The organism is Streptomyces drozdowiczii, from assembly GCF_026167665.1.
Lineage (GTDB): Bacteria > Actinomycetota > Actinomycetes > Streptomycetales > Streptomycetaceae > Streptomyces > Streptomyces drozdowiczii_A.
Map to the genome: position 1 here is coordinate 1378723 of NZ_CP098740.1, position 15318 is coordinate 1394040.

Annotated in this window: 9 protein-coding genes, 2 pseudogenes and 1 riboswitch; of the genes and pseudogenes, 7 read left to right on the plus strand and 4 right to left on the minus strand. The window is 74.0% G+C overall.

Annotated elements, in window-relative coordinates:
- The first annotated feature begins 82 nt into the window (after nucleotides 1-82).
- Together NEH16_RS06165 and NEH16_RS06170 are read left to right on the plus strand one after the other, a co-directional pair.
- On the plus strand, nucleotides 83-2242 hold the full coding sequence (locus NEH16_RS06165) for a SpaA isopeptide-forming pilin-related protein (RefSeq protein ID WP_265539929.1): 2160 nt from the start codon (nucleotides 83-85) through the stop codon (nucleotides 2240-2242).
- An 80-nt stretch (nucleotides 2243-2322) separates the two neighbouring features.
- Nucleotides 2323-3018: a L,D-transpeptidase gene (locus tag NEH16_RS06170; protein ID WP_265539931.1), complete on the plus strand. Its 696-nt coding sequence runs from the start codon at nucleotides 2323-2325 to the stop codon at nucleotides 3016-3018.
- 3 nt (nucleotides 3019-3021) lie between these two features.
- Here the strand turns inward: NEH16_RS06170 and cobN are convergent.
- Nucleotides 3022-6674: pseudogene (cobN, locus tag NEH16_RS06175) on the minus strand (cobaltochelatase subunit CobN).
- Between the two features lie 86 nt (nucleotides 6675-6760).
- Nucleotides 6761-6861: riboswitch (cobalamin riboswitch) on the minus strand.
- Between the two features lie 80 nt (nucleotides 6862-6941).
- Between cobN and cobG the strand changes: the two are divergent.
- From cobG to NEH16_RS06190, 3 genes are read left to right on the plus strand one after another with little or no spacing between them, the layout of a single operon-like run.
- A complete protein-coding gene (cobG, locus tag NEH16_RS06180; RefSeq protein ID WP_430523776.1) occupies nucleotides 6942-8270 on the plus strand; it encodes a precorrin-3B synthase in 1329 nt (442 codons plus the stop codon).
- A gap of 58 nt (nucleotides 8271-8328) precedes the next feature.
- A complete protein-coding gene (locus NEH16_RS06185; protein WP_018105780.1) occupies nucleotides 8329-8955 on the plus strand; it encodes a precorrin-8X methylmutase in 627 nt (208 codons plus the stop codon).
- A complete protein-coding gene (locus tag NEH16_RS06190; RefSeq protein ID WP_265539935.1) occupies nucleotides 8952-10460 on the plus strand; it encodes a precorrin-2 C(20)-methyltransferase in 1509 nt (502 codons plus the stop codon). The genes NEH16_RS06185 and NEH16_RS06190 overlap by 4 nt, the downstream gene beginning before the upstream one ends.
- On the opposite strand, the pseudogene NEH16_RS06195 reads toward NEH16_RS06190, so the two are convergent.
- A pseudogene (locus NEH16_RS06195) lies at nucleotides 10445-11202 on the minus strand (cobalt-precorrin-6A reductase). The gene NEH16_RS06190 and the pseudogene NEH16_RS06195 overlap by 16 nt on opposite strands.
- 11 nt (nucleotides 11203-11213) lie before the next feature.
- Here NEH16_RS06195 and NEH16_RS06200 point away from each other — a divergent pair.
- Nucleotides 11214-12329, plus strand: a complete 1116-nt coding sequence (locus tag NEH16_RS06200) for a cobalt-precorrin-5B (C(1))-methyltransferase (RefSeq protein WP_265539937.1) — start codon at nucleotides 11214-11216, stop codon at nucleotides 12327-12329.
- 17 nt (nucleotides 12330-12346) lie between these two features.
- Here the strand turns inward: NEH16_RS06200 and cobM are convergent, their stop codons facing one another.
- Together cobM and cbiE are read right to left on the minus strand one after the other, a co-directional pair.
- Entirely contained in the window at nucleotides 12347-13096 is a 750-nt protein-coding gene (gene cobM / locus NEH16_RS06205; protein WP_161206553.1) for a precorrin-4 C(11)-methyltransferase, read from the minus strand.
- Complete coding sequence (cbiE, locus tag NEH16_RS06210; RefSeq protein ID WP_265539940.1) at nucleotides 13093-14346, minus strand: precorrin-6y C5,15-methyltransferase (decarboxylating) subunit CbiE; 1254 nt, start codon at nucleotides 14344-14346, stop codon at nucleotides 13093-13095. The genes cobM and cbiE overlap by 4 nt, the downstream gene beginning before the upstream one ends.
- Before the next feature lie 175 nt (nucleotides 14347-14521).
- Here cbiE and modA point away from each other — a divergent pair, with 175 nt between their 5' ends.
- Complete coding sequence (gene modA / locus NEH16_RS06215) at nucleotides 14522-15301, plus strand: molybdate ABC transporter substrate-binding protein (protein WP_265539942.1); 780 nt, start codon at nucleotides 14522-14524, stop codon at nucleotides 15299-15301.
- Nucleotides 15302-15318: the final 17 nt, after the last annotated feature.

The following is a 15318-nucleotide window of genomic DNA, read 5'->3' on the forward strand; positions in this document are numbered from 1 at the left end:
CGGGTGGCCCCGTCCCGCCGCCCGGCGCAACGCCTCGTGTCGCGCGCGCGGAGCGGGGGCGCGGGCCGCCCAGGATGCCGGTATGAAACCCATGCCCAAACGCCTTGCCGCGCTGCGCTCACGCGCCCGCGCCACGGGTGCGGCCTGCGCCGTCCTGGCGACCGTCGTCCCCGTCTTCTCCCTCGGCCTCGGCGCGACCCCGGCCGCCGCCGACACCCTGCCCGGCGGGCTCGGGCCCTGCGTGCCTGGCGACTGCCCGGACCCGTTCCCGCCGGTCAACAACGGGGACATCGCCGGTCGGGACGACGCGATCAACATCTTCGTGGGCGACGACTTCCTCGTCCGGGGGCGTGCGGCGGAGGCCGAGGGCCGGGTCGTCGTGCTGGACGACTTCGACCAGAACAAGGACGCGGCGGCGGGCGGGCTGTACAACCTCGGGATCGTCGGCGTCGGCTCGCGGGTCGCGCCGCCCGTCGACTCGGACTTCCTGGCCGCCGGCGGGGACGTGACCATCGCGGACGGGCAGACCCTGGACACGACGGGCGGCCTCGTCGACGAGCTGGGCACCGTGCGCTACGCGGGCACGCTGACCGGGACCGTCACCGGGAGGACCGTCCAGGACGACGACGCGACGGCCCCGTACGTGGGCCTGCGCGACGAGCTGACGGCGGCCAGCCAGTGCTACGCGCGGCCGGACGGCACGACCCGGACGCCCACCGGGACCGCGGTCAACGAGGGCTACCGGACGCTGTTCACCGGCGACGGAACGTCGCAGCTCCAGGTGTTCAACGTCGACTTCGACCTAGTGAACCCGAACTCCCCCAACGGAAGCCAGTCCATCGAGTTCGCGGGCATCCCCGACGACGCGACGATCCTGGTCAACGTGGTCGGCGAGAACCGGGTCATCAACACCACCAGCGGCAGCGACACGCTCGGCCAGTACCGCGAGCGGCTGCTGTGGAACCTGCCCGACGCCACGACGGCGTCCTTCACCGGCTCCGGGCAGTTCCAGGGCAGCGTCCTGGTGGGCGAGCAGGCGTCCATGACCACGGTGAGCCTGCCCGGCATGAACGGCAGGTTCTTCACCACCGGCTCGCTCACCCACACCAGCGAGAACGCGGGCGTCGAGTTCCACGCCTACCCGTTCGACGGTGACCTCCCGGACTGCGGGGGCCCGCAGCCCGTGACCGGCGCGGTGAGCGTGCTGAAGACCGACGCCGAGACCGGCAACCCGCTGGCCGGGGCCGACTTCGAGCTGTGGCGCGAGACGAACGACGTGCCCGGCCTCCAGACGGACGGGGCCGACCCCGACACCTACGTCTCGGACTGCACCACCCCGGCGAACGGCGTCTGCTCCGACACCACGACCGTGGGCACGTACTACTGGCGCGAGACCGAGGCCCCGGACGGCTACGAGCTGCCCGACCCCAACGTCTTCGGGCCGCTGGTCCTCACCGAGGACAACGCGGACCAGGGCGTCCAGGTCGAGGCCGTCAACAGCCGGACGCCCGTGCCTCCGGTGACCGGTGAGGTCCGCGTACGCAAGACCGACGCCGAGACCGGTGAGCCGCTGGCCGGGGCCGACTTCGAGCTGTGGCGCGAGACCAACAGCACCCCGGGGCTCCAGACGATCGGCATCAACCCCGACACCCATGTCTCGGACTGCACCACCCCGGCGAACGGCGTCTGCACCACGACCACGATTCCGGGCACCTACTACTGGCGCGAGACCGCGGCCCCGGACGGCTACGAGCTGCCCGACCCCAATGTCTTCGGGCCACTCACCCTCACCGAGGACAACGCCGAGGACGGCGTCCAGGTCGAGGCCGCCAACAGCGAGGAGCCCACGCCGCCCGTGACCGGCTCGCTGACGCTGGACAAGACGGACGCCAAGAACGGGGAGCCGCTGCCCGGGGCCGTCTTCGAGCTGTGGCGCGAGAGCAACGACGTGCCCGGACTCCAGACGGGCGGGGCCGACCCCGACACCCTCGCGGACGCGGGCTGCTCGACCGACGAGGACGGGCAGTGCACCTTCGACGACCTGCCGCTCGGTGAGTACTACCTCCGCGAGATCGCCGTCCCGGAGGGCTACGTCCTGCCGACGGACCCCGTCTCGGGCCCGTACGAGGTGACGGAGGAGAACAGCGAGGAGGGCGTCACCGTGGAGCTGGCCAACGACCGCGGTGAGCCGTGCAAGGGCAAGGACTGCAAGGACGACACGCACGAGGCCGCTCGCGGCTGACACGGTCACCCGCCCGGCCGCCCGCGAGTGGGCGGCCGGGCGGTACGCACGGCCCCGTTGATTCCGTAGGAGGTCCCGCCTTGTCCCGTCCCCACCGTTTCGCCGGTGCCGCCGTCGCCGCCGCGGCCTTGGCGCTGCTGTGCACCGCGGTCCCCTCGGCCGCGTCCGCCGGCCGCGACGCCGCGTGCACCGCCCCGGCCGGGCCGTATCAGCGGCAGCTGGAACAGCACCTCGGGCTGCCCGTGGACGGCCGCCAGTCCGACGCCGACTGCCGGGCCATCCGGGCCTTCCAGACCGAGCGGGGCCGCCCGCACCCGGACGGGTTCGCCGACCTCGGCACGTACCGCGCGATGCTCGTGGTCGAGGCCACGCCGAATCCGAACGCCGCCGGGAACTGCCCCGTCGAGACCGGCCGCGTGACCTGTGTCGACATGGACCGCCAACTGCTGTGGGTGCAGAAGGGGAAGAAGGTCGTGTTCGGGCCCGTGCCCATCCGTACGGGCCGCGACGCGGAGGAGACGCGGCCGGGCCGGCACACCATCTACTGGCGCGACCGCGACCACGTCTCCGACCTCTACGACGACGCCCCGATGCCGTACTCGCAGTTCTTCGACGGCGGTCAGGCGCTGCACGGACACCCGGGCGACCTGTACGACGGGGGCGGGTCGGCGGGCTGCGTCAACCTGACGGTGGACGACGCGGCGAAGCTGTGGGATCTGCTCGCGCTCGATGACGTCGTGTACGTCTGGGGTGTGAAGCCCGGGACCGCCGACTAGGGCCTACTCCTCGCCCTCCAGGTTTCCTTCCGTTTCCAGGAAGACCTGGCGCAGGGCTTCGAGCACCGCCGGGTCGGGCTTGGCCCACATGCCGCGCGACTCCGCTTCCAGAAGGCGTTCCGCGATGCCGTGCAGGGCCCACGGGTTGGCCTGTTCGAGGAAGGCGCGGTTGGCCGGGTCCAGGACGTAGGTCTCGGTCAGCTTGTCGTACATCCAGTCCGCGACGACGCCCGTCGTGGCGTCGTAACCGAAGAGGTAGTCGACGGTCGCCGCCAGCTCGAAGGCTCCCTTGTAGCCGTGGCGGCGCATCGCCTCGATCCACTTCGGGTTGACGACGCGGGCGCGGAAGACGCGCGAGGTCTCCTCGGTCAGCGTGCGCGTGCGGACCGTCTCGGGGCGGGTCGAGTCCCCGATGTACGCCTCCGGGGCGGTCCCCTTCAGCGCGCGGACCGTGGCGACCATTCCCCCGTGGTACTGGAAGTAGTCGTCCGAGTCCGCGATGTCGTGCTCGCGGGTGTCGGTGTTCTTCGCGGCGACCGCGATGCGCTTGTACGCGGTCTCCATCTCCTCGCGGGCCGGGCAGCCGTCCAGGTCCCGGCCGTAGGCGTAGCCGCCCCAGGTCGTGTAGACCTCGGCGAGGTCGGCGTCGGTGCGCCAGTCGCGGGAGTCGATGAGCTGGAGCAGCCCGGCGCCGTACGTGCCGGGGCGCGAGCCGAAGATACGGGTGGTGGCCCGGCGCTCGTCCCCGTGCTCGGCCAGGTCGGCCTGGGTGTGCGCCCGTACGTGGTTGAGCTCGGCGGGTTCGTCGAGCGAGGCGGCCAGGCGTACGGCGTCGTCCAGGAGGCCGATGGTGTGCGGGAACGCGTCGCGGAAGAAGCCGCTGATGCGGAGGGTGACGTCGATCCTGGGGCGCCCCAGCTCCTCGGCCGGGATCGCCTCCAGGCCGGTGACGCGGCGCGAGGCGTCGTCCCAGACCGGGCGCACGCCGAGCAGCGCGAACGCCTCGGCCACGTCGTCGCCGGCGGTGCGCATGGCGCTCGTGCCCCAGAGGGAGAGGCCGACGGAGACCGGCCAGTCGCCGTTGTCCTCGCGGTAGCGGTTGAGCAGCGAGTCCGCCAGGGCCTGGCCGGTCTCCCAGGCGAGGCGGGAGGGGACGGCCTTGGGGTCGACGGAGTAGAAGTTCCGGCCGGTGGGGAGGACGTTGACGAGTCCCCGGAGGGGCGAGCCGGACGGCCCTGCGGGGACGAATCCGCCCTGGAGGGCGTGGACGCAGTGGGTGAGTTCGTCCTCGGTGCGGGCCAGGCGGGGGGCGACCTCCTGGGCCGCGAAGTTGAGGATTGCCGCCACGTCCGGGGTCAGGTCGTGGAGCGGTGTGCGGGTCGTCTGCTCGGGGCTCTGCCCCGGACCCCGCTGCTCAATCGCCGCAGGGGCTTGAATGGGCTGCCAGCCCGCGTCCTCCATCGCCTGGACCAGGGCCCGTGCCTCCTCCTCCACCGCGTCCGCGTCCGTGCGGGTCGCCGCCGATTCGTCCAGGCCCAGGGCCTCGCGGAGGCCCGGGAGGGACGTCGTGCCGCCCCAGATCTGGCGGGCGCGGAGGATCGCGAGGATCAGGTTGACGCGGGCGGCCCCGGTCGGCGCGGCGCCGAGGACGTGGAGGCCGTCGCGGATCTGGACGTCCTTGATCTCGCAGAGCCAGCCGTCCAGATGCATGATGAAGTCGTCGAAGCCCTCGTCCTCCGGGCGGTCCTCGACGCCCAGGTCGTGGTCGAGCTTCGCGGCCTGGATCAGGGTCCAGATCTGGGCGCGGATGGCCGGCAGCTTCGCCGGGTCCATGGCGGCGATCTGGGCGTGCTCGTCCAGGAGTTGTTCGAGGCGGGCGATGTCCCCGTAGCTGTCCGCCCGGGCCATCGGCGGCACCAGGTGGTCCACGAGCGTGGCGTGCACCCGGCGCTTGGCCTGGGTGCCCTCGCCCGGGTCGTTGACGAGGAACGGGTAGATCAGCGGGAGGTCGCCGAGCGCCGCGTCCGGGCCGCAGGCGGCGGACAGGCCCGCGTTCTTGCCGGGCAGCCACTCCAGGTTGCCGTGCTTGCCGAGGTGGATCATCGCGTCGGCGCCGAAGCCGTTGTCGTCGGCGCGGGCGGCGATCCAGCGGTAGGCGGCCAGGTAGTGGTGCGAGGGCGGCAGGTCCGGGTCGTGGTAGATCGCGATGGGGTTCTCGCCGAAGCCGCGCGGGGCTGGATGAGGATGAGCAGGTTGCCCCGGCGCAGGGCCGCGAGGACGATGTCGCCCTCCGGGTTGCGGGAGCGGTCCACGAACATCTCGCCGGGCGGCGGGCCCCAGTGCTCCTCGACGGACTCGCGGAGTTCGGCGGGGAGTGTGGCGTACCAGCGGCGGTAGTCGGCGGCGGGGATGCGGACCGGGTTGCGGGCGAGCTGTTCCTCGGTGAGCCACTCCTGGTCGTGGCCGCCCGCCTCGATGAGGGCGTAGATCAGCTCGTCGCCGTCGCCCGATGCGAGGCCGGGGACCTCCTCCGTACCGAAGTCGTAGCCCTCCTCGCGCAGTCGGCGCAGCAGGGCCACCGCGCTGGCGGGGGTGTCGAGCCCGACGGCGTTGCCGATACGGGAGTGCTTGGTCGGGTACGCGGAGAGGACGAGCGCGACGCGCTTCTCCGCGTTCGGGATGTGGCGCAGGCGGGCGTGGCGGACGGCGATGCCGGCGACGCGGGCGGCGCGTTCGTCGTCGGCGACGTAGGCAGGGAGGCCGTCCTCGTCGATCTCCTTGAAGGAGAACGGGACGGTGATCAGGCGGCCGTCGAACTCGGGCACCGCGATCTGGCTGGCGGCGTCCAGCGGGGAGACGCCCTCGTCGTTGCCCTCCCAGTCGGTGCGGGAGCCGGTGAGGCAGAGCGCCTGGAGGATCGGCACGTCGAGCGCGCTGAGCGCGCCCGCGTCCCAGGACTCGTCGTCGCCGCCGGCCGACGCCTCGGCGGGCCGGGTGCCGCCCGCCGCGAGGACCGTGGTCACGATCGCGTCGGCGGCGCGCAGGGTCTCGATGAGTTCGGGCTCGGGGGCGCGCAGCGAGGCGACGTACAGCGGGAGGGCCTTCGCGCCCTCGGCCTCGACGGCCCGGCACAGGGTCTCGATGAACGCGGTGTTGCCGCTCATGTGGTGGGCGCGGTAGTAGAGCACGGCCACCGTGGGGGCGCCGTCCGGGGTCGCGCGGGGCTCGCGCTCCAGCGGGCCCCAGGAGGGCGCGGCGGCGGGCGGTTCGAAGCCGTGGCCGGTGAGCAGGACGGTGTCGGAGAGGAAGCGGGCGAGCTGGTCCAGGTTGGCGGGGCCGCCGTGCGCGAGGTAGGCGTGGGCCTCGGCGGCGATCCCGATCGGGACGGTGGAGGCGGCCATCAGCTGGGCGTCGGGGGCCTGTTCCCCGGTGAGGACGACGACGGGGCGGCCGGTGGCGAGGACCTGGTCGAGGCCGTCCTGCCAGGCGCGGACCCCGCCGAGGAGGCGGACGACGACGAGGTCGGTGCCGTCCAGGAGTGCGGGCAGGTCCTGGAGCGGGAGGCGGGAGGGGTTCGCGTACCGGTAGCGGACGGGGCCGTCGGAGGCGCGGGCGCTGAGCAGGTCGGTGTCGGACGTCGACAGGAGCAGGATCATGCGGCGTCTGGCCTTCCTCGGGGTGTCCACGCCCCGGGCGGTGTCGAGAGCTCCCCTGCTCGGACCTGCCGAACGTGCGGGGAAGGGAGTTCCTGACTCGCCCGGCCTGGTGGGGCCGGGCTCACAGTGGCGGGACCGCGCCGGAATCGCACCGGGCTTCCTCCCCTGTCGCCGTCTGTGGCGACGACGGACCCGGAGGTCCGCCGCTAGGCATAGTAAGGGCCTGAGCGCGACGATGGGTCATACGGATCGGATGAGATGGTCGGTATGCTCGCCGCCATGCCTCCCCCAGCCCCCCGTTTCGCGCAGCCCGACGACGCCCGTTTCCGGGCTCGCGGCGACGCCTGCCCCGGTGCGCTGCGGCTCCACCGGGCGGACGACGGGGCGTTGGCGCGGGTGCGGGTGCCCGGTGGCGTGCTGTCCTGGGAGCAGGCGGACGGGCTCCGGGAGTTGGCCGAGCGGCTGGGCGATGGTGAGCTGTATCTCACTTCGCGCGGCAATGTGCAGCTGCGCGGGCTGGGTGCGGAGTGCGGCGGCGAACTGGCCTCACGCATGTACGAAATGGGGCTTTTGCCCTCCGAGCGGCATGAGCGGGTCCGCAATGTGGTGGCCTCCCCGCTGTCCGGGCTCGACGGTCTCGGCGCGCGCGATGTCCGCCCGTGGCTGACCGCGCTGGACGCGCTGGTGTGCGCGAGCGAGGAGGCGGCCGGGCTGTCGGGGCGGTTCCTGTTCGCGCTGGACGACGGGCGCGGTGACGTGGACGCGCTGGGCGCGGATGTGACGCTCCGGGCGCGGGCGGACGGGGACGTGGAGCTGCGGATCGGCGCGCTGGACGCGGTGGTCCGGATTCCCGGGAACGAGGCCCCGCGCGCCGCACTGCTCGCCGCGACGGCGTTCCTGGACGCGGCGGCCGGCTCCGGCGCCTGGCGGGTGGCCGACCTGACCGGGGGTGCCGGGCCGTTGTTCGACGAGGTCGTACGGAGGCTGGGCGCCGCCGGGCTGCCCGTCGCCCCCGGGAGCGTACCGGTGCCGGACGGGGCTCCCCCGGCGCTCGGTGCGGTGACCGGCCCCGGGGACACGGACGCGCTGTCCGCCGGGCTGCCGCTCGGGCGGGCGGACGCGGTGCGGTGGCGGGCGCTGACGGACCTCGCCCGGGACCACGGCGCGGGCGAACTGCGGCTCACTCCGTGGCGCGGAGTCGTCGTGCCCGGTGTCCGGCGGGAGCGGGTGCCCGGCGCGCTCGACGCGTTGGAGGCCGTGGGGCTCGTCACCGGGGACCGCTCGCCGTGGTCCGGCGTGGGGGCGTGCATCGGGCGGCCCGGGTGCGCGAAGTCCCTGGCCAATGTGCGGGGTGACGCCGCGTCAGCTCTGCGCGCCGGGTCGCCGGACCGCGCCCTGCCCGTCCACTGGTCCGGTTGCGAGCGGCGGTGCGGGCACCCGCGCGGTGCGTGGGTCGACGTCGTCGCGGCACCGGACGGCGGCTACCGGGTGTCCGTCGTACGGGACGGCGGACGGCGCGAGGAGCCGGTCCGCGTAGCCGACGACCCCGTCGCGCTGGCCGACGCCGTGGCGGCGGCCCGTACCCCTCACACCTGATCCCCCTCCCCACACTTTCTGACCGACCCCCCGCCCCGAAGAAGAGAGCGACACCACTGTGTACGAGTACGAGAAGGACGGACCGGCCATCTATCGCCAGTCCTTCGCCACCATCCGGGCGGAGGCGGACCTCGCCGGGCTGCCCGCGGACGTGAGCCAGGTCGCGGTCCGGATGATCCACGCCTGCGGGATGGTCGACCTCGTACGCGATCTCGGCTACACGCCCGACGCGGTCGCCCGCGCCCGCGCCGCGCTGCGGGCCGGCGCGCCCATCCTGTGCGACGTGGCGATGGTCGCCAGCGGGGTCACCCGCAAGCGGCTTCCCGCGGACAACGAGGTGGTGTGCACCCTGTCCGACCCTGCCGTGCCCGGGCTCGCGGCGGAGCTGGGCACGACCCGCTCGGCGGCTGCCCTGGAGCTGTGGCGGGACCGGCTCGACGGGGCGGTCGTGGCCGTCGGGAACGCGCCGACCGCTCTGTTCCGGCTGCTCGAAATGATCGAGGAGGGGGCGCCGCGCCCCGCCGCCGTCATCGGGGTCCCGGTCGGCTTCGTCGGGGCCGCCGAGTCCAAGGACGCCCTGGCCGCCCACCCGTCGGGGCTCGACCACCTGATCGTGCGCGGCCGGCGCGGCGGGAGCGCCATCGCCGCCGCCGCGCTCAACGCCATCGCCAGCGAGGAAGAGTGACCGTGAGCGAGCAGCAGACGGGACGGCTGTACGGGGTCGGGCTCGGCCCCGGCGACCCGAGCCTGATGACCGTGCGCGCCGTGGAGGTCATCGCGGAGGCGGACGTCGTCGCGTACCACAGCGCCCGGCACGGCCGGTCCATCGCCCGGTCCATCGCGGCGAAGCACCTGCGCGCCGACCACATCGAAGAGGCCCTGGTCTACCCCGTCACCACGGAGACCACGGACCACCCGGGCGGCTACCGGGGCGCGATGGAGGACTTCTACACCGAGGCGGCGGCCCGGCTCGCCGTGCATCTGGACGCGGGGCGCACGGTCGCCGTGCTCGCCGAGGGCGACCCGATGTTCTACGGCTCGTACATGCACATGCACAAGCGGCTGGCCGACCGCTATCCGACCGAGGTGATCCCCGGGGTGACCTCGGTCAGCGCGGCCGCCGCCCGGCTCGGGACCCCGCTCGCGGAGGGCGAGGAGGTCCTGACGATCCTGCCCGGCACCCTGCCGGAGGACGAGCTGACCGCGCGGCTGGCCGCGACCGACGCGGCGGTGGTGATGAAGCTCGGCCGCACCTTCCCGGCCGTGCGCCGCGCGTTCGAGGCGTCGGGCCGACTGCCCGAGGCCCGCTATGTGGAGCGCGCCACGATGGCCGGCGAGCGGCTGGGCGAACTCGCGGACACGGAAGCGGACTCGGTGCCGTACTTCGCGGTCGCCGTTCTGCCGAGCCGGATCGACGCCCGCCCGGAGCGCGCCCCCGGCGACGGCGAGGTGACCGTCGTCGGCACGGGTCCGGCGGGTCCGCTGTGGCTGACGCCCGAGACGCGCGGGGCGCTGGCCGGGGCGGACGACCTGGTCGGCTACACGACCTACCTGGACCGGGTGCCGGTCCGGCCGGGGCAGATACGGCACGGCTCGGACAACAAGGTGGAGTCGGAGCGGGCGGAGTTCGCGCTCGACCTGGCCCGGCGCGGGCGGCGGGTCGCCGTGGTCTCCGGCGGGGACCCGGGGGTCTTCGCCATGGCGACGGCGGTGCTCGAAGTGGCGGCGCAGGAGGAGTACGCGGACGTGCCGGTGCGGGTGCTGCCCGGGGTGACGGCGGCGAACGCGGCGGCGGCCCGGGCGGGTGCGCCGCTGGGCCACGATTACGCGACGATCTCGCTGTCGGACCGGCTCAAGCCGTGGGAGGTCATCGCGCGCAGGCTGTCCGCCGCCGCCTCGGCGGACCTGGTGCTCGCGCTGTACAACCCCGGTTCGCGGAGCCGGACCTGGCAGGTCGGCAAGGCCCGCGACCTGCTCCTGGAACACCGCTCGCCGGACACGCCCGTGGTGCTCGGGCGGGACGTCGGAGGGGCGGGCGAGCGCGTACGGACCGTGCGCCTCGGGGACCTCGATCCGGCCGAGGTGGACATGCGCACGATCCTGATCGTCGGGTCCTCGCAGACCCGGTGGGGGCGGCGGGGCGACGGCACGCGGATCGTGTGGACGCCGCGCCGCTACCCGGAGGACTGATCCGTCAGCCGGTGAAGCCAGGCCAGGGCCTCTTCCGGGGTGCCGGCCACCGGGCCTCCTTCGGGGACCGGTGGCCGCCGGACCACGACCACGGGGATCCCGGCCTCGCGGGCGGCGGTCAGCTTGGGGCGGTCGCGGCGCCGCCGCTGTCCTTGGTGACGAGGACGTCGATGCGGTGGCGGCGGATCAGTTCGCGCTCGCCCTCCAGGGTGAAGGGGCCCCGGTCGAGCAGGGTCTCGATCCGGGCCGGGTACGGCGGTTCCGGCGCGTCCACGGACCGCATCAGGAACCACAGCCCGTCCAGGCCCGCGAAGGCCGCGAGCCCCATCCGCCCGGTGGTGAGGAAGACCCGCCGCCCCAGTGCGGGCAGCGCGTCGGCCGCCTCGGCCAGGGAGGAGACCGGGTGCCAGTCGTCGCCGGCCCCGGGCACCCAGCCGGGCCGACGCAGCATGAGCAGGGGAACATGGGCGGCGGCAGCGGCGCGGGCCGCGTTGAAGGTGATCGTCCCGGCGAAAGGATGGGTGGCGTCGATGAGCGCGCGCACCCGGTGCGAGCGGAGCCAGTCCGCGAGTCCGTCGGCCCCGCCGAAGCCCCCTACCCGGACCTCCCCCGGCGGCAGCTTCGGCCGGGCCACCCGGCCGGCCAGGGAGCTGGTGACCCTGCTCCCGGCGGGCAGCTCCGCCACCAGCAGCTCGGCGAGGCGGCGGGCCTCCGTCGTCCCGCCCAGAATCAGTACGTGCACAGGGACCATCCATGAGTGAGGCGAAAGGCGGGCGCGGCGCCCAACTCAAGCACACCGGTCTGCGGCCCGGCTGGACGACCGGGGCCTGTGCCACGGCCGCCGCGACGGCCGCGTACACGGCGCTGCTGAGCGGCGACTTCCCGGACCCGGTGACCATCACCCTGCCCAAGGGCCAGACCCCGGCGTTCGCGCTCGCTGTGGAGGAGCTGGGCGACGGGCGGGCCACGGCGGGCGTGGTGAAGGACGCGGGCGACGACCCCGATGTGACGCACGGCGCCCTGGTGCGGGTGAGCGTGCGGGCGCTGCCGCCGGGCTCGGGCGTGGTGTTCCGGGCGGGCCCCGGCGTCGGCACGGTGACGCTGCCGGGGCTGCCGCTGGACGTGGGCGAACCGGCGGTCAACCCGGTGCCGCGCCAGATGATCCGGGACCACATCGCGGAGGTCGCGGCGGCGCACGGCGGGTCCGGGGACGTGGAGGTGACGGTCGGCGTGGACCACGGCGAGGAGATCGCCCGCTCCACCTGGAACCCGCGTCTGGGCATCCTGGGCGGCCTGTCGGTCCTCGGCACGACCGGGGTCGTGGTGCCGTACTCCTGCTCGGCGTGGATCGACTCGATCCGGCGCGGTGTGGACGTGGCGCGCGCGGCCGGGCACACCCATGTCGCCGGGTGCACGGGGTCCACCTCGGAGAAGACGGTGGTCGCCGAGTACGGCCTGCCGGAGATCGCGCTGCTGGACATGGGCGACTTCGCGGGCGCGGTGCTCAAGTACGTACGCCGCCACCCGGTGGACCGGCTCACGATCTGCGGCGGGTTCGCCAAGCTGTCGAAGCTCGCCGCCGGCCATCTGGACCTCCACTCGGGCCGCTCCCAGGTGGACAAGGCGTACCTGGCGGAGCTGGCCCGGCGCGGCGGCGCCGACGAGGCCCTGGCCGCCGACATCGCCGTCGCCAACACCGGTCTCGCCGCACTCCAGCTGTGCCAGGCGCACGGGGTGCCGCTGGGCGATCTGGTGGCGGTGGCGGCACGGGACGAGGCGCTGTCGGTGCTGCGGGGCGCTCCGGTGGCCGTGGACGTGATCTGCGTCGACCGGGCGGGGACCGTGGTGGGGCGCAGCTCCGTACGGTGACCCGCCCGGGCGGGTGGTCAGCAGGTGTGGCGGTCGCGGGCGGGCGAGTAGAGGTGGCTGTCGTGGAACTGCTCGGCGCCCAGGGTGCGGCCGACCATGATCACGGCGGTACGGATGACTCCCGCGTCCTTCACCTGTGCGGCGATGTCGTCCAGGGTGCCGCGCAGGACGAGTTCGTCGGGGCGTGAGGCCATCGCGACGACGGCGGCCGGGCAGTCCGCCCCGTAGTGCGGCAGCAGTTCCTCGACGACGCGGTCCACGTAACGGGCCGCGAGGTGCAGGACGATCAGGGCGCCGCTGCGGCCGAGCGTCGCCAGGTCCTCGCCCTCGGGCATGGCGGTGGCCCGCTGGGCGATCCGGGTCAGGATGACGGTCTGGCCCACGGTCGGCACGGTCAGCTCGCGCTTGAGGGCCGCCGCCGCTGCCGCGAACGCGGGTACGCCCGGGACCACCTCGTACGGCACGCCCGCCTCGTCCAGGCGGCGCATCTGCTCGTTGACCGCGCTGAACACCGAGGGGTCGCCGGAGTGCAGCCGCGCCACGTCGTGGCCGGCCCGGTGCGCGGCGACCAGCTCGGCGGTGATCGCGTCGATGTCGAGCTGCGCGGTGTCCACCAGGCGGGCGTCGTCCGGGCACTCGGCCAGGAGCTCGCGGGGCACCAGGCTGCCCGCGTACAGGCACACCTGGCAGGCGGCGAGCGTGCGCGCGCCGCGCACCGTGATCAGGTCGGCGGCGCCGGGGCCCGCGCCGATGAAGTACACGGTCATCTGTCGTCTCCAGGGAGTTGCGTGGCCTTGCGTACGGACCACTGGGTGACGGGCATGGCCTGGCGCCAGCCGGTGAACGTGCCGACCGGCACGGCGTGCGCGACGGCGAGGCGGGTCAACTCCCCGCCGTGCGCCTTGTGTTGCGCGGCGAGCAGCGCCTCGGACTCCAGCGTGACCGTGTTGGCGACCAGCCGGCCGCCGGGCGGGAGCGCGGCGAGGCAGGTGTCGAGCAGGCCGGGTGCGGTGAGGCCGCCGCCGATGAACACGGCGTCCGGGGCGGGTAGTTGGTCCAAACAGTCGGGGGCGCGGCCGGTGACGACGCGGAGGCCGGGCACGCCGAGCCGGTCGGCGTTCTCCGCGATGCGCGCCGCGCGCACGGGGTCGCGTTCGACGGTGACCGCCCGGCAGGAGGGGTGGACGCGCATCCACTCGATGGCGATGGAGCCGGAGCCGCCGCCGATGTCCCAGAGGAGTTCGCCGGGGGCGGGGGCGAGCACGCCGAGCGTGACGGCGCGGATGTGACGCTTCGTCAACTGCCCGTCGTGGGCGTACGCCTCGTCCGGCAGGCCCGGTACGGCGCCGAGGCGCAGCGCCCCGGGCGCCCTCCGGCACTCGACGGCGACGATGTTGAGCGGGTCCCCGGCCGGGTGGTCCCAGGTGTCCGCCGTGCCCTCGGCGCACGCCTCGTCCTCGCCGCCGAGCTGTTCCAGGACCCGCAGGCGGCTGGGCCCGAAGCCGTGGTCGCGGAGCAGTGCGGCGACCGCAGCCGGGGTGGTGGCGTCGGCGCTGAGAACGAGGACCCGGCGGCCTTCGTGGAGGGCGGCGGCGAGCCGGGCGGCGGGGCGGCCGACGAGGGTGACGACCTCGGTGTCCTCCAGCGGCCAGCCGATGCGGGCGCAGGCGTAGGAGACGGACGAGGGGTGCGGCAGGACGTGCAGCCGGTCGGCGCCCAGGACCTCGGTGAGCGCGCGGCCGATCCCGTAGAACATGGGGTCGCCGCTGGCCAGGACGGCGATGCGGCGGCCCGCGTGCGCGGCGAGCAGGCCGGGGACGGCGGGGCGCAGGGGCGACGGCCAGGGCACGCGGGTGCCCGTGCACCGCGGTGGCAGGAGGGCGAGTTGCCGCTCGGCGCCGATGAGGACCTGGGCGTCGGCCAGGGCCGCGCGCGCCGGTCCGGTGAGCCCGGCCCATCCGTCGGCTCCGATCCCGGCCACGGTGACTGCGGGCGGGCGGGGGTGCTCGGGGGTCACGGACGGTACCTCGGGTCTCGGGGGCTGGCGCATCCGCACTCTACTGGCCGGTCGGGGGCGACCCGGAGGCGGCTAGGAGCTTCCTCCAGGGAGTACCGCAGCTGCCATGTGTTTTCCCATGGAAAGCTGTAAATGCGATGTGATCACCCATACTCTTTGGCACATGCTGCTCTCCATGAATTCCTCTTCCACTCAGCGGCGCGTCGCCGCGGCCCTCGTCGTCGTGGGCCTGCTCACGCCCCTCACCGCGTGCGGCGGCGGGGACGACGACGACACCACCAAGGACTCGGCCGCCGATCTCACCGTCCTCGCCGCCTCTTCGCTCACCGATGTGTTCAAGGAGGCGGGTGCGGCGTACGAGAAGGAGCACCCGGGCACGAAGGTGACGTTCTCCTTCGCCGGGTCGCAGGAGCTGGCCGCGCAGGTGAAGCAGGGCGCGCCCGCCGACGCGCTGGTCACCGCCGACACGAAGACGATGGACGGCCTGAAGTCGGACACCGGCACCCCGACGGTCATCGCCAAGAACCGCCTGGTCATCGCCACCGGCAAGGGCAACCCGGAGAAGGTCGGGAACCTCAAGGACCTGGCCGACACCAAGCTGAAGGTGGTCCTCGCCGCACCCGAGGTGCCGGTGGGCCGCTACAGCAAGCAGATCCTGGACGCCCAGAAGATCACCGTGAAGCCGGTCTCGCAGGAGCCCAACGTGCGCGCGGTGCTCAGCAAGGTCGAGCTGGGCGAGGCGGACGCCGGTCTCGTCTACAAGACCGATGTCGCCGCGGCCGCGGGCAAGGTCGACTCGGTCGACATCCCGGACGAGCAGAACGCCGTCGCCTCGTACCCGGCGGCGACCCTGAAGACCAGCAAGCACAGCGCTGCGGCCGAGGCGTTCGTAAAGTGGCTGTCCTCGCCCGAGGCACGGAAGATCCTGACCGGCGCGGGCTTCCAGCAGCCGTAGCGTCGACAAGGAACACG

What these genes read in the sequence shown, in the direction of transcription:
- cobM (WP_161206553.1), bottom strand. Translation starts at nt 13,096, where the DNA reads ATGACCGTGTACTTCATCGGCGCGGGCCCCGGCGCCGCCGACCTGATC.
- NEH16_RS06165 (WP_265539929.1), top strand. Translation starts at nt 83, where the DNA reads ATGAAACCCATGCCCAAACGCCTTGCCGCGCTGCGCTCACGCGCCCGC.
- cobG (WP_430523776.1), top strand. Translation starts at nt 6,942, where the DNA reads ATGCTCGCCGCCATGCCTCCCCCAGCCCCCCGTTTCGCGCAGCCCGAC.
- modA (WP_265539942.1), top strand. Translation starts at nt 14,522, where the DNA reads ATGAATTCCTCTTCCACTCAGCGGCGCGTCGCCGCGGCCCTCGTCGTC.
- NEH16_RS06200 (WP_265539937.1), top strand. Translation starts at nt 11,214, where the DNA reads ATGAGTGAGGCGAAAGGCGGGCGCGGCGCCCAACTCAAGCACACCGGT.